Here is a 25,051-nt window from a genome sequence, read left to right as displayed (position 1 = left end):
AAACCCAATAAATTCTAATACTTAAGAAGAAATTATGTTAAAGAAAACGAGCGTGCCAACTTTCGGAAGCAGGTACTTCCCAATGCTCTAAATACTCTCCTTTATTGGCAACCAGATTGTTAAATACAATAGTATTTTTAGAAATGGCTTTTTGTTTCGCCATTGCCTTAAAATCCAATAGACTTTTATAGGCTACGAATTCTCCCTGCTTATAAGAAACATTCATTTTATCCAAGAGCATAACATTGTACTTTCTTTCCAATTCTTGAATAAAACGCACAGATGCATCTATTGAACACCCTGTAGCACCTTGTGTAGATTGATCAAGTGCAATGATAATAAAGCGTTTATACTTTATTTCATAGCCGGCATTTAAATCATTACCATGCGCAGTCCAAGAAGTTAGAAAAGCATCTAAATCTGAACTGATCTCAGTTATTTCCACATCAGAAAATGAACGGTTGCACTGATAAATCCAAACTCTGGAAGTTTCCGGTAATGTTTTAAAGTCTACTAGCAATTTCTATACTTTTATATTTATAAATCTTCTGCGGTAGCAATTAATTCGGCAATATCCATTACCGCAACAGCACCTTCTTTTTCCTTGTTCTTAACACCATCGGTCATCATGGTGTTACAAAACGGACAACCTGCAGCAATTATTTCCGGCTTGGTTTCCAAAGCTTGCTCCGTACGCTCAATGTTTACATCTTTATCACCCTTTTCAGGTTCTTTAAACATTTGCGCTCCACCTGCACCACAGCATAAACCTCTTTGCTTACAGCTTTTCATTTCTATAAGTTCAGCATCCAACTTTCTGATCAAGTCTCTTGGTGCTTCATAAACTCCGTTAGCTCTACCCAAATAGCAGGGATCATGAAAGGTAATTCGTTTACCCTTAAAAGAGCCTCCTTCCATAGCTATTCTACCATCATTCAACAGGTCTTTAAGAAATTGAGTATGATGTACAACTTCATAATTACCGCCTAGACCAGGGTATTCATTTTTTATCGTATTAAAACAATGCGGACATGCCGTAACTATTTTTTTAATCTCGTAGGCATTTAGCACCTCTATATTGGTAACTGCTTGCATTTGAAACAAAAACTCATTACCAGCTCGTTTTGCCGGATCACCGGTACAACTTTCTTCTGTACCAAGTACAGCAAATGAAACATTCGCCTTATTCAAAATCTTAACGAAAGCCTTCGTTATTTTCTTTGCCCTATCATCAAAACTACCGGCACAACCAACCCAAAATAACACTTCGGGAACTGTTCCAGCTGCAAAAAACTCTGCCATTGTAGGCACTTTTAATTCACTTGCCATATCTCTCTTTAAGATTCTTTACTCCAATTTAAACGGTCCATTTGATTAAATGGCCAAGGTGCTCCATTATTTTCAATATTACCCATCATATTATTCAAATCTGTTGGAGCGGCAGATTGTTCCATGACCAAATACTGTCTCATATCCATAATGATAGATAGTGGATCAATACTAATTGGGCAGGCCTGAACACAAGCATTGCAGGATGTACATGCCCATAACTCTTCTGGCGTAATATAATCGTTCAGTAATTGCTTACCGTCATCTTTAAATTCACCCTTATTTTGATCGATATTTTTACCTACCTCTTCAAGTCTATCACGAGTATCCATCATGATTTTACGAGGCGATAGTTTTTTTCCGGTTTGATTGGCCGGACACTCACTTGTACAACGACCACATTCTGTACAAGTGTAAGCGTTTAACAATTGTACCCAACTTAAATCTTGTACATCCGATGCTCCAAACTTATCTGGCACAGCAGCATCTTCAGCAGGTTCTGCATACGGATCTGCATCTGGGTCCATCATCATACGCACTTCATCTGTTACCGACTGTAGGTTCTTAAATTGCCCTTTAGGAGTAAGCTTACCATAATATGTATTTGGAAAGGCAAGAAGAATATGTAAATGTTTTGAATAATATAAGTAATTAAGGAAAAACAATATTCCGGCAATATGTAACCACCAAGCTATACGCTCAACAAGTACAAGTGTAGGAATGGACATATTCTCAAAAATTGGTGAAAGCATGCTACTTATTGGAAAAGAACCTGCAGCCGCATAGTGGTCTGCCCCCATTTGTTGCAATTGATAATCAGCCCCATTCATGGTCAAGAATAGCACCATCAAAACCAATTCAATATAAAGTATTAGGTTACCATCGTTTTTTGGCCATCCTTCCATTTCCGGCTTAAGAAAACGCTTTAATCTTATGATATTTCTTCTTATCCAAAATATCACCACAGACACTATTACCAATAGCGCAAGAACTTCAAAAGAGCCTATTAAAAAATCATAAACAGGCCCTAGAACGGCGAACATTCTATGGGTACCAAAAATACCGTCCAAAATAATTTCAAGAACCTCAATATTAATAATGATAAAACCAACATAAACGATGATATGCAGAATACCGGCAATTGGCCTTACGACCATCTTAGTTTGCCCAAGGGCAATTTTGGCCATGTTTTTCCAACGCTGTGGTTTATTATCATTCAAAGAAGCTTCTTTACCAAGGAATATATTTCTTTTTAGCTTGCTAATATTCTTGACAAAAAAACCAACACCTACAACAAGTAGGATTACAAAAATTACATTAGGGAGATATTGCATATAATTAAGTCTTCTTTAATTCTCTATAGAATTTGCGGCAGGATCATCTTCTGGTAATTCATAATCTTTTTGTTTCTTACCAAAAACCGAAACGTTTACATACCTTTTAGGGTTTAAACGAAAATCTTGCAGCAATAAGTCTAGCTCTCTAGAAGCATTGTTTAGATTTGAATAAAGCTCCTTATCATTCATAAGTAAGCCCATAGAACCATCGCCATTTTCAATTTTGGCTGTTAGCTGATCTAGATTTGCCATGGTAGATTCCAAACTGGCCAAGGTACGGCCAAGACCGGCAGCGTTTAAAGAATCTGATAGTTTCGCAAAATTAGCCGTAAGCTTTTCAAAATTTTCAAATGAAGTATTTAGTTTTTCTTCATTTCCGGCCAAAACGGTATTAAGTGTTGATGCACTTCCGTTTAGGCTAGTGATCAGTTCGTTTAAACCACCTATAACTTCTTTCAGCTCTTTCTTGGTGTTTTCATCCAAGACAGAATTCACATTCACCAATACAGAATCCGCTCCAGAAATTGCAGATTCAACTTTACGTACCAATGGATTTAGTTTTTGCTGTGCTAGATCGGTAATACCGGGCCTTGTTTCAGTTTTTAAAGTATCTCCAGACTGCGCGGGTGCACCATCAAAAATAGGTTTTATCTGTAACCCCTTACCACCAATAATACCTGTATCATATAATTCTACCGTACTATTTTTAGAAAATTTAAAATCATTACCAACCGTAAAAGTTACCAATAGATTTCCCCTTTCATCTAAAAACCTAATATCATTAACCTTACCAACACTAAAACCATTAATAGAAACAGTAGTACCAGATTGAAGTCCGCCAACATTAGGGTAAACTGCAAAAAAGGTTTTGCTATTATCAAAAATTGGAGTGGACTTTAAATAACTGAATCCCATGATGAACAGTAGTATGCCACCAATTACAATAATTCCCGTTTTTAATTCTCTAGATAGTTTCAAGCAACTGTATTTTTATTACACTCAAAATTATGAATAATATTTACACTTTATGGATTAAATTGAGAAACCTCTTCGATAGCCTCTTGAATAGGAATTCTTTCTCCAAGCTTATAAGCTACAATATAAGCCGATTTATATCCTTTACCCTGTGCCTGACCTTGCATCATTTTAGCTTCTCTATATGACCTTGTTTCACCATACATATACCTGTATAAATTCTTATAAGGTTCTTGTGAAAGGTTTGAAAGTCCTTTAAAATTACCAGGGTTAAGTGCTACGTTCTTACTGCTTGCCATCAACTGAATTTTAAAGACAATGGATTTAGCTACTTCATTGGCATTGATCGCTTCTTTTACCTGCACATTTGGAGCAACCTCTTCTTTCTTTACAACAACCGCCGGTGTATTAATAGGTTCCGTTTTTTCAACCTCAGAAACTTTTTCTGCAACCGTTTCTTTAGCTACATTTTTTTTCTCTTCAATCTCAGCTATTTCTTTAACAGCCAGTTCCTTTTTTTCATCAGCTTTAGCCACCACTTCTTCTTTAATTGGCGGCACATTAGGTTTAGAAACCGTAGTTTCTACATTCTTTACAGTAGGTCGTACGCCTTCTTTATAATTCAATATGGCTTTCGCAATGGCATCTCCCATTTCATTCTGCCCTTTAGTAGAATTTAAATAAGCACCTTCATCCTTATTGGTAAGAAAACCGGTCTCCACAAGAACACTTGGCATAAAAGTTTGGTGCAATACTATAAAACCGGCTTGTTTTACTTTTCTATCTGTCCTTTTAAGTTGCCTAGAAAAATTTTCCTGTATCATTGTGGCCAAAGCAACGCTTTGATCCAAAAACTCTTCTTGCATAATGGTCAAACCTATTACCGATTCCGGCGAATTAATATCATAATCCGCATATCTGTTTTCATAATTGTCCTCTAAATAAATTACAGAGTTTTCCTTTTTCGCAATTTCAAAGTTTTGCTTATTCGCATGCAACCCTAATACAAAGGTACCTGCCCCATGCGCATCTGAGGTGTGGGAATCACAATGAACCGACACAAATAAATCTGCATTGGCTTTATTGGCAACCTCGCCCCTAACGTACAAATCAATGAACGTATCATCCTTACGCGTGTAGATAACTTTAATATCCTTATTCTTTTCAAGAATTTCACCGACTTTCAAAACAATGTTCAAAGCGATTTTTTTCTCCAAATACCCATTTCCTAGGTTTCCTGGGTCATGACCACCATGACCGGCATCTAAAACAACAATAAATGGATCATCAGATTCAACTTCTTGTTTATCAACAGTAAAAGACAGTAGAAATATGGCTGTAACTAAAACCAATGAAATGCTTAAGAATTTTATTTTCATATGTATTGGGGATTATATCGCCCTTATTATGGTTAAATTTATTGTAAGACCCTACATGGGGATTAAAAAATATATGTAAGTTTGACATCTCAAATAACGGCTCATTTGACCGCCAAACCTTTACAAAAATAGGATATATAGCCTTGCAATCAAACAAACAATACTTACTTTTCCTATTCATGGTTGTTGTCTGTGGTTTTTTTGCCATCGGTCAAGAAGGAAAAATCACTCCGCTCAATATCAAAGCAGAGAGAGATTCAATTATTGCACCACTATTTCCGCCAACCGCAATAAAAGACTCTATAGCCAATGATTCTTTGGTTACAGATTCCCTTAATCAAAAGCCTCCTTTACTTTTAGATAAAATCACTTATAAGGCTAAAGATTATGTGAAATTAAGCCAAAAAGAAAATAAAATTTACCTCTATAACGAAGCTGAAATCTATTATCAAGATACGGAGTTAAAAGCTGGTATCATCATCATGGATTACATTAAAAATGAGGTGTATGCCGGTAGAATGGTTGACTCACTCGGCAATTACAGCCAGTTACCCTATTTTAAACAGGGATCGAACATTGTTATTCCAGATTCTATCCGTTTTAATTTTGATACGCAAAAGGCACTAATTTGGAACTCACGAACAGAACAACAAGCGGCAGCCGGTGCTTTAGGTAGTGATGCCATGAAGGTTTATGCCGAGATTACCAAAAAAGAAAATGATTCCGTTTACTTTCTAAGCGAAGGAAAATTGACCACCTCAACGGACACTATCAACCCAGATTATTATATAAGGGTTAGAAAAGCAAAATTTGTTCCCAAGAAAAAAGTGATTGCCGGGTTCAGCAATTTATATATTGCAGACGTACCAACCCCAATAGCAATGCCATTTGCTTATTTTCCACTGAGTGTTGGCCGATCAGCAGGTGTTTTAATGCCTTCTTTCGGTAACGATCCAGATGCGGGTTACTTCTTACAAGATATGGGGTATTATGTACCATTAGGTGATTATGCCGACATTACTTTATCCGGAGACTTTTATACGAACGGAAGTTACGCATTTAGAACAGCATCTATTTATACTAAAAGGTACAAGTATCGTGGTAATGTAAACTTAAGATTTGAAAATATCGTTAATAGCCAAAAAGGTTTTAGTGACTACAGTCTTTCAAGAAATTATAATATTCAATTTTCTCACACACAAGACACCAAAGCAAGTCCCAACTCTCGATTTTCAGCATCGGTAAATTTAGGAAGTAGTGATTATTACCAAAATTCCTTACAACAAAGAAATTTACCAAATACCCAGAACAACACCCTATCATCATCAATTTCATACTCTAAAACATTTCCAAATTACCCTTCTGTGAACATGAGTTTGACCGCTACCCACTCACAACTGACATCGGTAGCTACAGATGATGATGATGACGATGATGACAATATCAATATGACCTTGCCTACATTTCAAGCAAGTGTAGAGCGTATTTATCCGTTTGTAAAGCAAGACGGTGTAAAGAAAGGAATCATAGACAACATCAACTTTCAGTACAGCGTAAACGCACAAAATAGGCTAACAACAAATGATGAGGATTTTTTCACGGCTAGGATGTTTGACAATGCCCGTGTAGGTGCCAGCCATAGTATTCCTGTTGCAACGAACTTTAAGGTTGCTAAATTTTTCAGCGTTAGTTTGGGTGGTAACTATGAAGATGTTTGGACATTGGAAACATACAACAGAAGTTATGACGATGTTGCCGAGGAAGTTGTTATAGATACGGTTAGTGGTTTTGACCGTTACAATACCTATAATTTTAGTGCAAGTATTGGAACTACCCTGTATGGTACTTTTAATTTTGGTGAGGACAAAAAAATTCAAGCTATTAGACACACGGTTAGACCTTCTCTTAGTTATGGCTATGCACCCTCATTTGAGCAATTTTATGACGAATATTTAGGTGAAGACGGTGTAGAAGTACAATACAGTCGTTTTACAGGAACATTAAACGGAGCACCTTCTTTAGGGCAGTCTAACAGCTTAAGTTTTTCATTGGCCAACACTTTAGAGGCTAAGGTAAAGGATAAAGACTCCACAAAACTTGAACCTAAAAAAATATCCCTTTTAAGCAATTTTAATGTCTCCACCGGATATAATTTCGAATCTGATTCCCTTAGATTGAATCCACTAAGCATTAATGGTGGAACCAACATTTTAGACAACAAAATGTCCATTAACTTTTCTGCCGGTTTAGACCCTTATGCCATAGATAATAATGGTAGAAGAATAGACACATGGAATATTGACAATGGCGGTAGCCTATTTAGACTTACTAGAGCTAATGCCAATGTATCCTATTCTATTAGTAGTGATATGTTCAATAAAAAAGATGACAAAGGAAGGAAGGAAGAAGAAGATGAAGATCCTTTTGATTACGTAGCGCAAAGTGGTGGTAGAGATGACGACCTTTTTGGAAGGGCCGATGATTTCAATTCAAACCCCATTAGGAAGGACGACAAAAATGCCGATGTTGAAAACCCAGTATATGGAACCAAAATACCATGGAATTTTAGGTTGGCCTATTCCGCAAACTATAGCAACACAGCAAGGCAAAATGAATTTAGTAGTCACTCTTTAATGTTTTCTGGTGACATAGAACTTGCGCCAAGGTGGTCTATAGGAGGTTCATCTGGTTATGATTTCAAAAATCAAGGTTTCACCTTAACCCAATTGCGTTTTCAACGAGACCTTAAAAGTTTCACCATGCGTTTTAACTGGACACCTTTTGGCACCTATAAAAGATGGTATTTCTTTATTGGTATAGATTCTTCTATCTTAAAAGACCTTAAGTGGGAAAACAGAAGTCAGAATTAAAAAATTAAACATTAGCTACGATGAAAAAAATTATAAATACAGAAAATGCCCCAGCACCAATTGGCCCATATAACCAAGCAATTTTAAGTAATGGCACTTTATATATCTCTGGGCAAATTCCAATTAATCCAAAAAGTGGCGCATTAGTTTCAGGTGATATTAAATTGGAAACTAAACAGTCTATGGAAAATTTAAAGGCCATTTTAACCGAAGCTGAAATGACCTTTGAACATGTTGTTAAATCATCAATATTTCTCAGTGACATGGATCAATTCACCGAAGTAAACGAAGTTTATGCCACTTACTTTAATGCAGAAACTGCACCTGCAAGAGAAACCGTTGAAGTAGCAAATCTACCTAAGTTTGTAAATGTTGAAATTTCAATGATTGCCGTAAAATAACGTTTTACATATTTGATCTGTGAAATTCCACAAGCCCTTCAATAGGTCTTTGCCTAATAACACCAACAATCAAATCATTTCTAAGCAGTACAGATGTTAATTCATCTCTTAGGTAATGCGCAATACTACCTACAAAATTGATTGGCACCTTTGTAGCCAATTCAAATTGCATTACGTAGTTATTTATAAATTGCTGAAAACCTTTATCTATAACCCCTTTAGAGTACGGGTGGTCTTTATTTTCAATTAAAAACCTAGCAAAGGTCGCCAAATATGTATTTGGGTTAGGCTGCTTATATAAGTTTTCTTTAATTACATCGGCATCTAAATCATGCGAAGCCGCAAACTTATGCGCTAGATCAGATGGCATTTTATGAAAATAGTAATCACGTATCAACTTACGTCCAAAGAAATTCCCACTACCATCATCCATAGGTATATACCCTAATGATGTTACTTTTTGAAATAATTGGTTACCGTCATAATAGCTACAATTAGACCCCGTACCTAAAATACAAACGATACCTTGGTGACCAACTTTGGTAGTAGCAAAAATTGCCGCATATGTATCTTCCTTTACATCTGCTTTTGCATTTGGAAAAAAGTCTTTGAATATACCTTTTAAAAAGACTTTCATACGATCGGTACCACAACCGGCACCATAAAAGTACAAATGACTGACTTTCTCCCTGTTCTTAGAAAGTTCAAAATTATTCGCTAAGCGATCTTCTATGACATCTTTTGTCAACACTTCTGGGCTTAAACCCAATGTTTGCGTTAAAAAAAGCTGTTCGCCATTTTCATCTAAAGCAATCCAATCTGACTTGGTTGCACCACTATCTACTATTAAAATCATATACCGAATGTCTTTAAAAAAATAAACCTGAAAACAAGACGCAAAAGCCTCATTTTCAGGATATATTATTGTTATACTAAAATGATGCTTACAACGTGTTAACGTGCTGAATTAGGTCTACCATTTTATTGGAGAAACCAGCCTCGTTATCATACCAGCAGATCAACTTGAAGAATTTAGAATTCAACTCGATACCTGCACCAGCATCAAATACACTTGTATGAGACTCACCTATGAAATCTTGAGAAACTACAGATTCCTCTGTATATCCTAAAACACCTTTTAACTCTCCTTCAGAAGCAGATTTAAATGCTTTTTTAATTTCTTCATATGAAGTTTCCTTTTCAAGACGAACAGTTAAATCTACAACAGATACATCTGCAGTAGGAACTCTAAACGCCATTCCCGTAAGTTTACCTTTCAATGCAGGAATTACCTTGGTAACCGCTACAGCAGCACCCGTAGAAGCCGGTATAATGTTTAACATTGCACTTCTACCACCTCTCCAGTCTTTCTTAGAAGGACCATCAACAGTCATTTGAGTAGCCGTTGTTGCATGAACGGTGGTCATTAAAGCCTCTTCAATACCAAATTTATCATTTAACACCTTAGCCATTGGAGCTAAACAGTTTGTAGTACATGATGCGTTTGAAACAATTGTGTTGTCAGCAGTAACCTCTGTATGGTTAACACCCATTACAAACATTGGAGCATCTTTAGAAGGCGCAGAAATAACAACCTTTTTAGCACCACCATCAATATGATATTGAGCAGTTTCTAAAGTTGTAAAAATACCTGTACATTCAGCAACGGTATCTGCACCAACCTCATCCCACTTACAATTTTTAGGGTCTCTTTCCGCAGTAATACGAACAGTCTTACCATTTACGATCAATTGACCATCTTTTACATCAACAGTACCATCGAATTTACCATGTACCGAATCATATTTTAACAAGTAAGCCAAGTGCTCAACATCTAACAAGTCATTGATAGCTACTACATCAACATCTCCACGCTTGATTGTTGTTCTGAAGACTAATCTTCCTATTCTACCGAATCCGTTAATTCCTATTTTCAAATTTGACATTTTCTCTCTTTTTAATATTTAAATTATGTAGTCATTATTTCTGAAACTCTTATAAGCTCCTTATCAATTTTTGTATGTCCTTTTATCGCCTTGTTAATTGGCGTTAAAGTAAGTTGATTATCCTGTATACCCACCATAAGGTTCGTTTTGCCTTCTAATAATGCCTCAACCGCCTTTACGCCCATTCTACTTGCAAGCACACGATCGAAACAAGATGGCGCACCACCCCTTTGCATATGCCCTAAAACAGATACACGCACATCATATATAGGCAAATGTTCTTCAACATATTCCTTAAGTTCAAATACGTTTTTACCAGATTTGTCACCTTCGGCAACAATAACTATACTAGATGATTTACCTGACTCTTTACTTCTTTTCAAAGATTCTAACAACCTGTCTAAACCTAAGTTTTCCTCAGGAATCAAAATCTCTTCCGCACCTGCTCCAACACCGGCGTTAAGCGCAATATGCCCAACATCTCTACCCATAACCTCAACGAAGAACAATCTGTTATGGGAACTAGCAGTATCTCTAATTTTATCTATACACTCTACCACAGTATTCAAAGCTGTGTCAAAACCTAGTGTAAACGTAGTACCAAAAATATCATTATCAATAGTACCGGGAATTCCAATTACCGGAAAGTTATACTCTCTATTAAAAATCATGGCACCGGTAAAACTACCATCTCCCCCAATAACGACAAACGCATCTATACCTGCCTTTACTAACTGATCATGAGCTGTTTTTCTTCCTTCTGGAGTTCTAAAGTCATTACATCTTGCCGATTTTAAAATAGTCCCCCCTTTATTGATAATATTATTTACACTACGGGCATCCATTGGTTTAAAATCTCCCTCAATCATACCTTGGTACCCCCTGTAGACTGCAACACAATCTACCTTCATATAGGCACACGTACGAACAACCGATCTAATTGCTGCATTCATACCAGGAGAATCGCCTCCTGAAGTCAGCACTGCTATTTTTTTAATTTGTGATAACATTGAAAAATTTAAGCCAACGAAAGTAACAAATCTTCATCAAAAAAGGAACTAACTTCCATCGCATTTTAAGAAAAAATCAACGAAAAGGATTTCGTTGTAACATATTGATGCTTAAATTCTTAAAATATTTAAATACTTAACAATTATGTAGCGTTTAGTTATTGATTTAATGATTTTGGCTTATTGTAAAAACGAATAAGGCTATCATTTCCCATGACAGATGATGGTGTTTCAATCTCTTTTCCAGGTACCTCTTTTTCTTTTGGTTTGGTAGCCAGTATTTTTTGAAAAAGCTCCTTAAAATTATTGAAATCAACTTCATACGAAATTCCCGCCCCTTGGGTAGACCCCTGTTGATCCGACAAATATGCCTGTATTTCACTTTGTCTACTGAAAAAATTTGCACTTAACGTACCTTCTTCATTTAGCAAAACCTGTATTTCAAAATCACCTGCGACCAAGGTTTCACTAGATGCACCCACCGGAACCCCTACTTTACCGTTAAATAGAATTCTATCCGATATTTGTGTTGATACGGTAACACCAATTCTATCGTCTGTCTCAATATCCGCAGAACGGTCTAAAATACCTTGCTCATAGGATAGACCAAGGTTGAACTTATCATTGCCACCACTAAGAATTGAATTCAAAATACTAGATGCGCTTTGAACCAAATTACCTGTAATTGCTTGTTGGTTGATACCACTTTGAGAATTTACAAAAGTACCTTGGGCCAATAGGAATATCGCATTTTTCTCCTCTACCGTGGGATCTTGCAGTCTGTATTCCAATTCTGATTTTACAATAGAATTAGTACCCGGAAAATCAATACCAAAATCAATATCTGGCTTTTGAAGCTGCCCGGTTAAACTTATAATTACGTCAGTAGGAATTCTACGGGTAAAACCGGCATCATCTAATAATGGAGCAGGATTCGCATTTAATGAATATATCGCCTCCATATTCAAAATGGCCTCTAATGGTTTTTGATCCCAATTAATGGTTCCCCCGGGTTCAACCATAAATTTCTTATCTATAATACCTCCAAACTTATAATTGAATTCACCTGTTACCACAACATAATCACCATACATTTCAAATTTACCATTGGTATTGATCTGTATTAAAATAATACCTACCCCTGTTCCTTTTAGGGAACTACCGGTTTTTGTATCCGTTACTATTTCAACTTCGGCATCAGGCGTTACATCTAAGTTAAATTCAAGTTCAAGACCTTGATAATCCTTTAGTTGTCGCTGACTCTCTATTCTCTTTTTATCGTTCTTTTCAATAAAATTGATAAAAGAATAATCCCCTACACTAGCAACATCACTAAGCGGAATTTTTAAAGAAGTACCTTTTGCGGTAGTACCATCAACCGTAATATTCAAAGCAGTAGTAGGACCATAGATTCGTCCTGTACCATTCAAATAACCAGTACCATAATATAACTCACCCTCTTTAAATTCTGTATTTAAAATCAAGAACCTATCATTCTTGGTATCAACATTCAAGTCCAGAACCCAATCTTTAAAGAAACTATGAGTAATGGTACCATCTAAATTTGCCGTAGTACCTTTAGCTACATCTTTTAATGCTATATTTTCAAAATCAAATGTTTGATTACTTAGAACAACTCTAGACCGGGGTGCAAATTCATAATCTACATTCAGGTACGGCACTGCAATACCAGCATTGTCCAAAGTAAGAAGCCCGTCAAAGTTTGGATTATCAACATCTCCCTTTATAACCACCCTACCGTCTATATCTCCCCTAATATGATCAATAACCCCTTCACCCAAAGGGCTAAAAGGTTCTAAATTAAAATTGCTGAAATTCGCAATTAAATCTGCCCTTGGTATATCTCCCCTATTCTCTACACTACCAACTACGCTAAATTTTTCCAAGCCATTATCAGACAGTTGGGAGTTCACTTGAAATTCTGTCAAATCTCTATTGCCAATGATATTTATAGCTAAATCACCTAAAGGAATATCATTAATACCGAATTTATCAATATTTAGATTTGATGATGGTAAATAAACACCATCTTTCTGTAAAACGTTTAAGGTACCATTGACCTCTCCCTGTAATTTCAAACTATCTATTACCGGGGTTATCTTATCTAAGGAAACAATTTTAAATTGCAACTGTAGGTCTTTGTAAGTAGAATCTGCCAATTGTCCTTTTAACCTTATCTGCTCTTTCTCCTCATTGTTCATTACAATTTCTTGAATTGTAATACTATCTAAAGACCTACTTAGAATAACCTTATTCTTTGTATTTCCCTCTTTGTTTAAAACCCACTTATTCCCCTTAAAATTGACATCGGAGGTTTTAAGACCAATTACAGATTTATTTTCCTTATTGAATGTATGGTAAAAGTTTAGGTTGTAAGAATCATTGAACTCACTACCGCCTTTAAACTCTGACCTAAAGAACAAAGTATCCTTTAAGGTAGTATTGATCAGGTTAAAATCCTTAAAATTATAATACGGGGTATCCAACTCACCAACAGATACATATGTATTGAATAATGGGTTTTTATTATCTATACGCACTTCAATTTTATCGGCTGCCGTACCAAAGGCCTCTATACTTGGAGACTCAAAATTTAATTTGAAATCACCCTCATCTGCTACAATATTACCTTTAATAAACGTATTTGGATCAAAGCGAACTTCTGGAAAGAACACATCTACGATTTTATTATAAATCTTAAAATTAAAGGAGAGATTTTGACCATCTGAAATTTGAAAAGGCCTATAGTTTGTATAAATACTACCCAAGGAGTTCTGCACAAGTTTACCCAATTCTCTGACCTTAAAATTACCCTTCATAAATCCGGTAATAATATCTGGAGAATTTATATTTATGGTTCGTTCCCTCTCTTGATCAAAACTAGAGGTAACCGCAAAATCATCAAAATAGTAAGTATCATTTTTATTTTGATAGCTAGTTTGTGTAAAATTGATATCACCAACAATATTATCAAGCGTGGTGCCCGTAATATCCATACTTACATTTCCTTTAAATACAGAAACGCTATCATTTATAATATTCAGTTTCTTTAAATCGGCATAATCGACCGAAGCGATAAAATTAAAATTGTTCCTTGTTTCGGCAACATTTGCAAGCCCCTTAAAATCGAATTTAAAATTCTCGTCATTGCTTACCAAAGAACCATCAAATAATTGATCTTTTATAATACCCGACACTCTAATATCTTGATAATTGTACTTATTAAACTCCAAAGAATAAATTTGACCAATTACCTCGGTGTTCAATTTTTCTTTTACAAAACCTTTACCCTCCACATTAAAATCCAAGGTTGTTTTTCCCAAGTTTTTATTCTCGGCAAAATCACCTAAATCAAAATCTATTAAAGAAATAAAACCTTTATAAGTTGCATTGTCAATATTATTAAAATCGCTTAGTACAATATCTGCATAACTACTACCCACGGCAGTATTTAAGTTCACTTTAGCATCAATAGAAGAATTGGTAATAAAGGCATTACCACGAATTGTAAATTGCCCTAATTTGCTAAATGACGACGGCAAAGAGTTACCAATTAAATTGGGCAATAATGCATTTAATTGATAATAACTACTTGTTACATTCCTCATTTCGGCATTTAAACTAAATGCTTTCTGTTTATTAAAGAGATTTTTAAAATTAAAATTACCACGAATACCGGTATCATCTGAAAACAAGAAAAGGTCATCAGTGTTCAAATCGTTCAATACTCCATTCACATTTGCATTGAAGGTTACTTCTTTACCTTTTCCAAATTCATCATAAAGTAAGTTGACTTCATCAAAAGCCACTTTAGACTCCTTAAACTCGGCAACTACATTGACCTTGTTCAAAAAATCGGCAAAATCTTCTCGGTTATAATTAAAAACCAAATTACCTTCTAAAGCAGATAATGGTGTATTAATGCTTAGAGAATCAAAACGCATTTGCTGCTTAGTATATTTAAAATTGGTAGCCAAGCGATCTACTTTTAACCCTCTATTACTAAAGAATGACATTTCTTTAATATCCGCAGAAACCTCTGGGCCTAAAATTAAAAAGTCGCCCGCATTTATGTTTAGGCTATCAAAATTTAAAACCGTAGTATTTTGTAAATTCTCATCAATATATTTAAACTTACTATGCGCAATACCCACATTAGATGAAGATAATTTAAAAGGGGGCGTACCCTCTGCCCTTGGCTTGCCATCATCTAACTTATCTACAAACACTTCTAAGTTGGTATTTCTCTCGCCAAAATATGTTTTAAGTTTAAAGTTCAGTTGATCAATAGCGATATCACCAAATTCCAAATTACCTTGAGCAAGATTACCTAAACTTAGAATAGAGGTTTTAAGTTCATTTACATAAAAAAGTGTATCCTGCTGGTAATCTTCAATATAGACACCTTCCAAACCTGTATTCCAAGAAATCAACGAAACCTTTAACCGCTCAATATTGATGTGCGTTCCATATTTATCGTTGATTTTTTTCGTAGCAAACTGTGCCATTAAGGTCTGTACCACTGGCAGTGAAAAAATGATGGTACCTAAAACACATATCAGTAAAATCACCAATAATGTTCTAACCAATATTTTTCTCAGTTTTTTGATAGGTCTTTATGTTTTACCTTTGTTATTCAAAATTTATTCCAAATATGCTGGAGCACAAAACAATTTATATACTTGCTATTGAATCTTCTTGTGACGACACTTCTGCGGCAGTTTTAATGAACGATAAAGTGCTCAGTAATGTTGTTGCCACCCAAGCAATTCACAAAGAATATGGAGGGGTTGTACCTGAACTTGCTTCAAGAGCCCATCAACAAAATATAGTGCCAGTTGTTCACCAAGCATTAGCCAAAGCAAATATCGATAAAAAACAATTATCAGCCATAGCATTTACACGTGGACCTGGCTTAATGGGTTCATTATTGGTAGGTACTTCATTTGCCAAATCGTTATCACTTGGTTTACAGATTCCTTTGATCGAAGTTAACCACATGAAAGCCCACATATTGGCCCATTTTATAAATGAGGAAACTATGAAAGCTCCTTCATTTCCCTTTTTAGCATTGACCATAAGTGGCGGCCATACACAAATTGTTCAGGTAAATGATTTTTTTGACATGAAAATCATTGGACAAACACTTGATGACGCTGTAGGAGAGGCTTTTGACAAAAGTGCAAAAATATTAGGGTTACCCTACCCTGGCGGTCCGTTAATAGATAAATATGCAGCAACTGGCGACCCATATAAATTTGATTTCCCCATACCAAATGTAAAAGACTTGGATTTTAGTTTTAGTGGATTAAAAACAAATATTCTTTACTTTATACAAAAGCAGACCAAGGCAGACCCTGATTTTATTAAAAACAACCTTGAAGACATTTGTGCGTCTATTCAAAATACCATCATTACTATTTTAATGAAAAAATTAAAAAAAGCAGTGAAACAGACCGGTATAAAGGAAATAGCTATTGGTGGAGGGGTATCTGCAAATTCTGGAATACGCAACATTTTAACCGAAGCACAAACCAAATATGGATGGAATACCTACATCCCAAAATTTGAATTTTGCACAGATAATGCCGCAATGATCGGTATAGTAGGCTATCTGAAATATAAAAATGAAAAATTTTCGGATCAAGACGTTACGGCAAAGGCCAGATATGTTATTTCATAGATTAAAACAAAAACCACATGCAACTTTTCTTTAATCCTGAACTAGACCCTACTGCCAACACCTTTACTTTTGACAGTAATGAAAGCAAACACATCATCAAAGTACTCAGAAAAAAGAATGGGGACAAATTATGGATTACCAATGGAGCCGGATACTTATTTGAAGCTACAATAATTGATGATGCCATTAAAAAATGTGAGGTAGAGATCAACTCATCTAAAAAAACACATGCCAAATCTCATTGGTTACATATGGCCGTTGCACCCACAAAAATGAACGATCGTTTTGAATGGTTTTTAGAAAAAGCCACAGAAATTGGCGTTGATGAAATCACCCCTATTATTTGTGATCGATCAGAACGTAAGATTCTAAAATTAGAACGAATGAAAAGGGTATTGGAATCAGCAATGAAACAATCACTACAAACCTATCTACCTAAACTTAACGAACCGATTTCCTTAGTTGAGTTTTTAGAAAAACCAATAACAGGGCTACAGTTTATTGCACATTGCGAAGAAACCGAAAGACATGAGCTAAAAAGGCGTGTTGCCGCTGACAAAGACATTACTATACTTATTGGCCCTGAAGGTGATTTTTCAAATCACGAAATTAAAAGTGCATTGGAAAAAGGCTATGCCCCGGTAGCTATGGGCAAAACAAGATTAAGAACTGAGACTGCGGCTATTGTTGCTTGTACCATTGTAGCATCTATCAACAATGGCTAGTTAAATAGCAACCTTTGCAGCACCAGTAATATCCACCTTTTCATTCTCTACCAATAACATCAAAGTTATAGCTTCATTTTTACCTACAATGTTTGGAATTTCAATAGAACCAAAGCCTTTTGATTTTAGATCATTTAAATATTTTTCGGCTACTACTATATTGGCATTCTTTAAAGTTCTATGACGATTTTCTCCCCTTTTAACCTCTGTGGTTCTTTCATTAAGCACCAAGACCGCCCTAATAGTTTTATCTTCAATTTTGCCATTAACGTTATATTCAAAAGTTGCTTTATCACCATCTCTTGCAATATTAGATATACCAATAACATTTTGAGACTGTAAGTTGCTATATTTCTCAACAGCCCTAATAACATTCGCCCTATTTGACCCCACCATATGCTCTTTGCCGTTAACGACCAATTCTGGCGTATAATTACTGCGATACCTGAATTTTGTATTGTAGGCACTTTGTTTCATGGTAAATTTCTGATTACTGAAAGGATCTTTCCAACCTATATAATTCCAATAGTCCACATGATAGCTCAAAACAAAAACATTATCTGGATATGAATCCTTTATAGTTTCTAAAAGTGCATCTGCCGGTGGACAACTAGAACATCCTTGCGAAGTAAAAAGTTCAAGCACCACACTACCCTTAGATAATTTTTCCGAATGTTCAGAAAACAAAGCATCATCAACTTTATTATCTTTACGGGACTGAGACCAAATAATGGTGGTTAACAGAAGGCCAACTATAGAAAATAAGAAAACATAATTTTTTTTATCAATCATAATAATGTGATTATACTTTATTATTCGAAATAAAATGAAAAACCTTACTATATATCTTTTTCTTATAATGGCGTTTACGTGCCTTAACTTAAGAGCACAGGAGATTGCAATTCTAAAATATCAAGGTGGCGGTGATTGGTATGCCAACCCTACAGCATTACCAAATCTTATAAAATTCTGTAATGACAATATTGGAACAACAATACAAAACAAACCCGAAACTGTAGAAGTAGGTAGCAGCACAATTTTTCAATACCCGTATTTACATATGACAGGGCATGGTAATGTGGTTTTTTCAGATGAGGAAATTGAAAACTTAAAAAGCTATTTAATGTCAGGTGGTTTTTTACATATTGATGATAATTACGGCATGAAACCATACATCACAAGGGAGATAAAAAAACTATTCCCCAACAAAAATTTAGAAGAATTGGGAGCTGATCACCCCATTTTCAATAATTCATATTCTTTTGCAAAGGGACTACCTAAAATACATGAGCATGACGGGCAACGTCCACAAGCTTTTGCAATTTTACAGGATAATAGGATTCTATTATTATTTACCTCAGAGTCTGATTTAGGTGATGGCTGGGAAGACCCAACAGTTCATAACGACGCTCCAGAAGTAAGACAAAAAGCACTTGAAATGGGAGCCAATATTATTACCTACGCCTTTAAAAACTAAGCTATGACATCAAAAACAATCTCCCAGGGCATATTAAGAGCTATTGGCGTATTGGTAGGTATCGCCATTTTGCTATACTTTCTTTATACTATACAATCTGTTTTGGCCTATTTGGCCATTGCCGCTGTAGTAGCGCTTATAGGCAGCCCTCTAGTACGCTTTTTTAGAAAAATTAAGTTGCCCAATATTTTAGCAGTAATACTGACCATGCTTTTAATGGTAGGTGTTCTAGCCGGTATCATAGCCTTGTTTATACCATTACTTTCTGAACAAGGAAAGAACTTGTCCTTATTGGATATTGATGAATTACAAACCAGTTTAAACACCTTATACCATCAAATCACCAATCACCTTGGCCTATCATCGCATATCGTAGAAGACGTTATAGATGATGCCGGTTTAGAAAAAAATATTTTACAAGGTTTGGATATTGGGTTCATTCCTAATTTTCTTAATTCATTTTTAAATGTTTTAAGCTCTGCTAGCATTGGCTTATTTTCAGTGCTTTTTATTTCTTTTTTCTTTTTAAAAGACAGCAAATTATTTGAAAATGGATTGTTGATTTTCGTTCCAATTGATAAAAAGAAAGGCACAACGAATTCCATCGGAAAAATAAATGGCTTGTTATCAAGATATTTTGTGGGATTGTTACTTCAAATTTTTATTCTTTTCGTCATTTACACCATAGTACTTTTAATTGTTGGTATTGAGAATGCTGTAGTAATTGCTTTTCTATGTGCATTGTTCAATATAATACCATACATAGGTCCTATAATTGGCGGTGTAATAATGTTGACCCTTACTATGACCAGTAATTTAGGATCGGATTTTAGCGAAGTTATACTCCCAAAAACAGGTTATGTATTCTTAGGGTTACTCTTTGGCCAATTGGTAGATAACTTCTTCTCACAACCATTCATATTCTCAAATAGTGTAAAATCCCATCCATTAGAAATTTTCCTGGTCATTATTATTGCGGGGCTACTATTTGGTGTTGTAGGTATGATTGTAGCCGTACCGGGCTACACCGCAATAAAGGTTATATTAAAAGAATTTTTATCCGATAACCAAATTGTTAAATCATTGACGCATAATCTTTAGGTAGAGGTGAATTCAGAAATAGTTACAGACGAGGTACAACAATATATTACGGATAAACTGGGCACAGATGTGCATAAGATACTTTTATCAAAACCGAGGTTCACAGAAGTTTCCTCCAAAGAATTGGTAGAGCAAATTGAATCTAAAACAAAAGCCAAAGCAAAATTACCTTCTTGGTTTTCAACGAAAAATATATACTACCCAAATAAACTGAACCTATCACAAACTTCATCTGAAGTTACGGCGCAATATAAGGCTTCATTAATCAATGGCAAGAGTATTGTTGACATTACAGGTGGCTTTGGGGTAGACGCTTACGCATTTTCACAAAAATTTGAACAAGTAACCCATGTTGAAAAAAATAGTTCCTTGTCTAACATTGCGCAACATAATTTTGAGCAAATGGGCGCTACTAACATTAACTGTATCGCGTCTGAGGGATTAGAGTTTTTAAAAGCCTCAACAACCACTTTTAACTGGTTATATATAGATCCTTCCAGAAGAGATAAAAACAATAAAAAAGTATACTATTTAGCTGATTGTGAGCCAAATATAGTCAACCAAGCATCTTTTTTATTTACAAAAGCCAATAACGTATTGGTTAAAACAGGTCCGTTATTAGATTTAAAAATTGGATTAACAGAATTGAGCAATGTAAAAGAAATACATATTGTTGCCATAAATAACGATGTAAAAGAGGTGTTATGGTTAATGGATAAAAAGTACAATCAAGAACCTATTATAAAAACAATCAATTTTAAAAATAGCATAAAACAAGAGTTCAGTTTTAAACCTAGTGATGAAGAAAATGCAATCTCCAACTTTTCCAAACCACAAAATTACCTTTACGAACCAAACGCAGCTATCTTAAAATCAGGGTCTTTTCAATTTATTGGAGCATTCTTCAAACTAAATAAATTACATCCAAACTCACATCTCTTTACTTCAACAGAGTTAATCAAGTTTCCTGGTAGAGTATTCAAAATTGAAAATATTTATGAATACTCTAAAAAATCTTTTAAAAAATCCGGTATCAAAAAAGCCAATATTACCACGAGAAATTTTCCTGATTCAGTGTCTGAAATTAGAAGAAAACTAGGTCTAAAAGACGGTGGTGAAAACTATGTTTTTGCTACAACTGATTTAGAAGGAAAACTAATTTTAATTTCTTGTTTTCGTCACTAAAATGTTCTGAATTTCGGCTTAAAAACGTTCAAAAACCACATCAACTTAAACAAGAAACTTCGCAAACTACAACGTTGTATATTATCATTTAACGTAATTTTTTACTACATAAACAAAGAAAGATGTTAAAATTTTAACTTGTTAAAATTGAAATTTTGACGTGTCTAAATTATTGATACTACAATAGATACAGAGGTTTAAAAAGATTTTATCAATTGCAAGCCCCCTAGATACTAATATTGATTCCACAAAATAAGACACTTCTTACACCTTTATCTAAAGTAAAATTGCTATTATTATACCGGATTTTAATTTTTTTAACATTTAAAAAAAACAACTAACTGTTAGAGAAAATCTAAAATCTAGTCAATTAATTTAAACTAACAAACAACAACAATTATGAGTCAAAAACGTGATTACACGTTGATCGGCTCCAGTAAAAGGTCTTCCTTTATTAAATCTGGAGTTTTATCAATGCTCGTTTGCCTAGGCGCACAAATGGTGCAAGCAAATGAAAACACAAGTACTTCAAACAACGTTGAAGTAAAAACCCTTCAATCTACAATTACCGGTACAGTGCTTGATGCCACTGGTCAACCTCTACCAGGTGCCAACGTTGTAGAAAAAGGTACCACGAATGGTACACAAACCGATTTCGATGGTAACTATACTCTAAACGTAGCCGATGGCGCTACCTTAGTATTTAGTTACATTGGTTTTAAAACTATTGAAATCGCTGTAAACGGCCAAGCAAGTGTTGATGCAACATTGGCCGAAGATGCCGCCGCCCTAGACGAGGTAATCGTAACGGGTTATTCTACTCAGACCAGAGGAGACTTAACAGGTTCTGTAGGTAGTGTAGATGTATCAGAAGCTACAAAGGCACCTATAGTTAATGCCGCTGAAGCATTGCAAGGTAGGGTTTCAGGTGTAACCATTACAAATAATGGTTCTCCAGGGGCAACACCAGTAGTAAGGGTAAGAGGGTACGGAACTGGTAACAGTAATGACCCACTTTATATTATTGACGGTGTACAAACCGATGACCCAAGTATTTTAAATTCGATCAACCCTGCGGATATTGATCAAATGAACGTTCTTAAAGATGGTGCAGCTGCCATTTATGGTGCTAGAGCATCTAATGGTGTCGTTATCATAACTACTAAGAGTGGTGGTTATAATATGGATAGCGCAAGAGTTTCCGTGGACATGTATACTGGTTTTTCAAAAGCAACGAACGTACCTGAGTTATTGAATACAGAGCAACATGGCGAAATGATTTTTCAAAGTTTGAGAAATGATGGCGTTACCCCATCACACCCGCAGTACGGTGATGGACCAAACCCTGTTACACCAACAACTATACAGAGAGCTCCAGTGAGTGCTACCGTAAAACCAGGTGGCGGTACAGATTGGTTAGATGAAATTTACAGGACTGCAGTAACACAAAATGCTTCTATAACTTTAGAAAATGGTAACGAACAATCAAAATTTCTTTTTTCTGCCAGTTATTTAAATAGACAAGGTATTCAAATTGCTACTGGATTTAAAAGAGGTTCTATTCGATTAAATTCTGAATTTAAAATTGGAGACAAAATAAGAATTGGTGAACATACCAATATTTCATTTGACAGAAGAAGTGGTGGTCAATCATGGTTTAACTTCGCTACTAGAATGTCGCCTTTAGTACCTGTTTTTGATGACGAAGGCAATTATGCTGGAAACTACAGTAACGACACAGGTTTATCTAACCCAAACAACCCAGTTGCAGAAGCAAATAGGCAAGCTGATGATTTCAACAAAACACTTAGGGTATTTGGAGATATCTATGCTACTTTAGATATTATCGATGGTCTGCAATTCAAAACATCTATCGGTGGTTCTATAAGAGCTTACAATGACAGACGTTTTAGAGCACTTATTCCTGAATCTTCGGAGCCAATTGCCACAAATACTTTAAGGGAAGCGGACCAAGATTCTTATGAGTGGGTTTGGTCAAATACTTTGAGCTACAATAAAAGCTTTGGTGACCACGGTCTTAATGCCTTAGTTGGTATTGAAGCTGTAAACGTAACAGGAAAAGGAAAAGAAATTTCAAGAACAGATTACTTTTTTGAAACTCCTGAATACTACTTATTAAGTAATGGATTAGGTGCTGCTAACGTTGCTTACGCCTATGACAACGCTTCTTCATTATTCTCTCTTTTTGGTACAGCTAATTACAACTACGCAGGTAAGTATTTATTAACTGCAACGGTGAGAAAAGATGAATCTTCTAGATTTTTAGGAGACAATAAAAGTGATGTATTTCCTTCTTTCAGTGCTGGTTGGGTAGTAAGTAATGAAGACTTTTGGCCAACGGATGGTGCAGTAAGCAGATTTAAATTAAAAGGTTCATGGGGGCAATTAGGTAACCAAACCTTACCAGTTAATAACCCTACAACCAATATTTCGGTTGTAAGTGAGCAGTACGGTAACTATGTGTTCAATGGTAGTGGTGGTGCTACACCTGGCGCTTTATTAAATGCTGTTGGTAATCCGGATTTAAGATGGGAAACAAGTGAAACTACCAACTTTGGTGTTGAATTAGGATTTTTTGATAACAAACTTAATTTAGGTGCTGAATACTTTATTATAAAGACCAAAGATTTAATCAATCAAGATGGAAGCCAATATAGTTCTACATCAATTGATGCCGCCCCACCTTATGTAAACTTAGGATCTATTGAAAACAAAGGTATAGATGCTACCATTAGTTATGCTGATGTTACTGAATCTGGCTTTAGCTATGGTATTGACATGAACTTCTCTAGTTATAAAAATGAAGTAACTGAATTGATCAGTGCATTCCAAACTGGTTTTGGAGGGTTTAGAACAACAGGTACTGTTACTAGAACTCAAGAAGGACAACCAATATCATCATTTTACGGTAGAGTTGTAGAAGGAATTTTTGCTTCACCAGAAGAGGTTGCTGCGGCAGCGGACCAAGGCTTTGCTTCCCCAGAAGATGGAGTAGGTAGATTTCAATACAGAGATATTACAGGAGATGGTGTCATCAATGATGATGACAGAACGTTTATTGGAAATCCTCACCCAGATTTTACTTATGGTGTTAACTTAACAATGGGCTATAAAGGTTTTGACATGTCTGCGTTCTTCCAAGGATCACAAGGAAATGAAATTTTTAATAACGATAAGGTGTATACCGACCTTCCTACGTTCTTTGATGCAAACAGAAGTGTTCGTGTACTGGACTCTTGGACACCGGACAACTTAGACGCTACTTTACCAGCTCTTAGTTCAAGTATCACCAATAATGAAGGTACTGCAAACTCATTCTTCGTTGAAGACGGTTCTTACATGAGATTAAAAAACCTACAAATAGGATATACTTTTAACGAAAAAGTCTCTAAAATGATGGGGATGGATAGCGTTAGATTTTACCTTCAAGGAACTAATTTATTCACCATCACAGGTTATGATGGTGTTGATCCAGAATTACAGCCAAGATTCTTAGATAGTGGCGCTATTGACAACCTAACTATAGGTGTTTCTGATAACAACTATCCTTTAGCTTCAATTTACTCCTTAGGTGTTAATTTAAAATTTTAA

General features: G+C 35.4%; 18 protein-coding genes. 8 read left to right on the top strand and 10 right to left on the bottom strand.

The genetic code is table 11. The annotated features are described in order from the left end of the window. Positions 1–37 precede the first annotated feature (37 nt). Genes YQ22_RS14850 through YQ22_RS14830 form a run of 5 tightly spaced genes read right to left on the bottom strand, consistent with a single transcriptional unit; the run spans position 38 to position 5,020 of the window. Positions 38–520 (bottom strand): ABC transporter ATPase, encoded by a 483-nt coding sequence (locus YQ22_RS14850; protein WP_071341805.1) that lies wholly within the window; start codon positions 518–520, stop codon positions 38–40. Between the two features lie 17 nt (positions 521–537). Further along, complete coding sequence (locus YQ22_RS14845; protein WP_058103283.1) at positions 538–1,329, bottom strand: (Fe-S)-binding protein; 792 nt, start codon at positions 1,327–1,329, stop codon at positions 538–540. Positions 1,330–1,337: 8 nt separating this feature from the next. Then, on the bottom strand, positions 1,338–2,663 hold the full coding sequence (locus YQ22_RS14840; protein ID WP_071341804.1) for a (Fe-S)-binding protein: 1,326 nt from the start codon (positions 2,661–2,663) through the stop codon (positions 1,338–1,340). A 15-nt stretch (positions 2,664–2,678) separates the two neighbouring features. Next, positions 2,679–3,644, bottom strand: coding sequence for an MlaD family protein (locus YQ22_RS14835; protein WP_058103285.1), 966 nt, complete (start codon positions 3,642–3,644; stop codon positions 2,679–2,681). Positions 3,645–3,691: 47 nt separating this feature from the next. Then, a complete protein-coding gene (locus YQ22_RS14830) occupies positions 3,692–5,020 on the bottom strand; it encodes an N-acetylmuramoyl-L-alanine amidase family protein (RefSeq protein WP_071341803.1) in 1,329 nt (442 codons plus the stop codon). A gap of 179 nt (positions 5,021–5,199) precedes the next feature. Here YQ22_RS14830 and YQ22_RS14825 point away from each other — a divergent pair, with 179 nt between their 5' ends. Both YQ22_RS14825 and YQ22_RS14820 read left to right on the top strand, forming a co-directional pair. Then, positions 5,200–7,890 (top strand): putative LPS assembly protein LptD, encoded by a 2,691-nt coding sequence (locus YQ22_RS14825; RefSeq protein WP_083414269.1) that lies wholly within the window; start codon positions 5,200–5,202, stop codon positions 7,888–7,890. Positions 7,891–7,910: 20 nt separating this feature from the next. Next, positions 7,911–8,291, top strand: coding sequence for a RidA family protein (locus tag YQ22_RS14820; protein WP_071341801.1), 381 nt, complete (start codon positions 7,911–7,913; stop codon positions 8,289–8,291). Positions 8,292–8,295: 4 nt separating this feature from the next. Here YQ22_RS14820 and YQ22_RS14815 read toward each other — a convergent pair whose 3' ends face one another. The 4 genes from YQ22_RS14815 to YQ22_RS14800 form a co-directional block, all read right to left on the bottom strand. Then, positions 8,296–9,147 carry an N-acetylglucosamine kinase gene (locus tag YQ22_RS14815; RefSeq protein WP_058103289.1) on the bottom strand — a complete coding sequence of 284 codons (852 nt, stop codon included), beginning with the start codon at positions 9,145–9,147 and terminating at the stop codon, positions 8,296–8,298. An 88-nt stretch (positions 9,148–9,235) separates the two neighbouring features. Then, the gene (gene gap, locus YQ22_RS14810) at positions 9,236–10,237 is read right to left on the bottom strand and encodes a type I glyceraldehyde-3-phosphate dehydrogenase (protein WP_058103290.1); all 1,002 of its coding nucleotides are present in this window, start codon (positions 10,235–10,237) and stop codon (positions 9,236–9,238) included. Positions 10,238–10,260: 23 nt separating this feature from the next. Beyond that, positions 10,261–11,247 (bottom strand): 6-phosphofructokinase, encoded by a 987-nt coding sequence (gene pfkA / locus YQ22_RS14805; RefSeq protein WP_058103291.1) that lies wholly within the window; start codon positions 11,245–11,247, stop codon positions 10,261–10,263. 158 nt (positions 11,248–11,405) lie between these two features. Beyond that, the gene (locus tag YQ22_RS14800; RefSeq protein ID WP_335626019.1) at positions 11,406–15,839 is read right to left on the bottom strand and encodes a translocation/assembly module TamB domain-containing protein; all 4,434 of its coding nucleotides are present in this window, start codon (positions 15,837–15,839) and stop codon (positions 11,406–11,408) included. An 83-nt stretch (positions 15,840–15,922) separates the two neighbouring features. Here YQ22_RS14800 and tsaD point away from each other — a divergent pair, with 83 nt between their 5' ends. Further along, positions 15,923–16,951 carry a tRNA (adenosine(37)-N6)-threonylcarbamoyltransferase complex transferase subunit TsaD gene (gene tsaD, locus YQ22_RS14795; RefSeq protein ID WP_071341799.1) on the top strand — a complete coding sequence of 343 codons (1,029 nt, stop codon included), beginning with the start codon at positions 15,923–15,925 and terminating at the stop codon, positions 16,949–16,951. A gap of 17 nt (positions 16,952–16,968) precedes the next feature. Beyond that, positions 16,969–17,676 (top strand): 16S rRNA (uracil(1498)-N(3))-methyltransferase, encoded by a 708-nt coding sequence (locus tag YQ22_RS14790; protein WP_071341798.1) that lies wholly within the window; start codon positions 16,969–16,971, stop codon positions 17,674–17,676. Here the strand turns inward: YQ22_RS14790 and YQ22_RS14785 are convergent, their stop codons facing one another. Beyond that, on the bottom strand, positions 17,677–18,468 hold the full coding sequence (locus YQ22_RS14785) for a DUF1223 domain-containing protein (RefSeq protein WP_071341797.1): 792 nt from the start codon (positions 18,466–18,468) through the stop codon (positions 17,677–17,679). Positions 18,469–18,502: 34 nt separating this feature from the next. Here YQ22_RS14785 and YQ22_RS14780 point away from each other — a divergent pair, with 34 nt between their 5' ends. The 4 genes from YQ22_RS14780 to YQ22_RS14765 all read left to right on the top strand — a co-directional run bounded on the left by YQ22_RS14780 (position 18,503) and on the right by YQ22_RS14765 (position 25,051). Beyond that, entirely contained in the window at positions 18,503–19,153 is a 651-nt protein-coding gene (locus YQ22_RS14780) for a DUF4159 domain-containing protein (protein WP_058103295.1), read from the top strand. A 3-nt stretch (positions 19,154–19,156) separates the two neighbouring features. Then, positions 19,157–20,254, top strand: a complete 1,098-nt coding sequence (locus YQ22_RS14775; protein WP_071341796.1) for an AI-2E family transporter — start codon at positions 19,157–19,159, stop codon at positions 20,252–20,254. A 6-nt stretch (positions 20,255–20,260) separates the two neighbouring features. Further along, a complete protein-coding gene (locus YQ22_RS14770; protein WP_071341795.1) occupies positions 20,261–21,439 on the top strand; it encodes a THUMP-like domain-containing protein in 1,179 nt (392 codons plus the stop codon). A 399-nt stretch (positions 21,440–21,838) separates the two neighbouring features. Next, the gene (locus tag YQ22_RS14765) at positions 21,839–25,051 is read left to right on the top strand and encodes a SusC/RagA family TonB-linked outer membrane protein (protein ID WP_232231206.1); all 3,213 of its coding nucleotides are present in this window, start codon (positions 21,839–21,841) and stop codon (positions 25,049–25,051) included.

The organism is Maribacter sp. 1_2014MBL_MicDiv (assembly GCF_001865655.1).
Lineage (GTDB): Bacteria > Bacteroidota > Bacteroidia > Flavobacteriales > Flavobacteriaceae > Maribacter > Maribacter dokdonensis.
Note: the sequence above shows the minus strand (reverse complement) of the source record. Positions and strands in the feature narration are given on the sequence as shown.

Bases quoted from the DNA above. Each gene is read 5' to 3' on its own strand.
- YQ22_RS14845 (WP_058103283.1), bottom strand. From the start codon at position 1,329: ATGGCAAGTGAATTAAAAGTGCCTACAATGGCAGAGTTTTTTGCAGCT.
- YQ22_RS14840 (WP_071341804.1), bottom strand. From the start codon at position 2,663: ATGCAATATCTCCCTAATGTAATTTTTGTAATCCTACTTGTTGTAGGT.
- YQ22_RS14830 (WP_071341803.1), bottom strand. From the start codon at position 5,020: ATGAAAATAAAATTCTTAAGCATTTCATTGGTTTTAGTTACAGCCATA.
- YQ22_RS14825 (WP_083414269.1), top strand. From the start codon at position 5,200: ATGGTTGTTGTCTGTGGTTTTTTTGCCATCGGTCAAGAAGGAAAAATC.
- YQ22_RS14820 (WP_071341801.1), top strand. From the start codon at position 7,911: ATGAAAAAAATTATAAATACAGAAAATGCCCCAGCACCAATTGGCCCA.
- YQ22_RS14815 (WP_058103289.1), bottom strand. From the start codon at position 9,147: ATGATTTTAATAGTAGATAGTGGTGCAACCAAGTCAGATTGGATTGCT.
- gap (WP_058103290.1), bottom strand. From the start codon at position 10,237: ATGTCAAATTTGAAAATAGGAATTAACGGATTCGGTAGAATAGGAAGA.
- pfkA (WP_058103291.1), bottom strand. From the start codon at position 11,247: ATGTTATCACAAATTAAAAAAATAGCAGTGCTGACTTCAGGAGGCGAT.
- tsaD (WP_071341799.1), top strand. From the start codon at position 15,923: ATGCTGGAGCACAAAACAATTTATATACTTGCTATTGAATCTTCTTGT.
- YQ22_RS14790 (WP_071341798.1), top strand. From the start codon at position 16,969: ATGCAACTTTTCTTTAATCCTGAACTAGACCCTACTGCCAACACCTTT.
- YQ22_RS14785 (WP_071341797.1), bottom strand. From the start codon at position 18,468: ATGATTGATAAAAAAAATTATGTTTTCTTATTTTCTATAGTTGGCCTT.
- YQ22_RS14780 (WP_058103295.1), top strand. From the start codon at position 18,503: ATGAAAAACCTTACTATATATCTTTTTCTTATAATGGCGTTTACGTGC.
- YQ22_RS14775 (WP_071341796.1), top strand. From the start codon at position 19,157: ATGACATCAAAAACAATCTCCCAGGGCATATTAAGAGCTATTGGCGTA.
- YQ22_RS14765 (WP_232231206.1), top strand. From the start codon at position 21,839: ATGAGTCAAAAACGTGATTACACGTTGATCGGCTCCAGTAAAAGGTCT.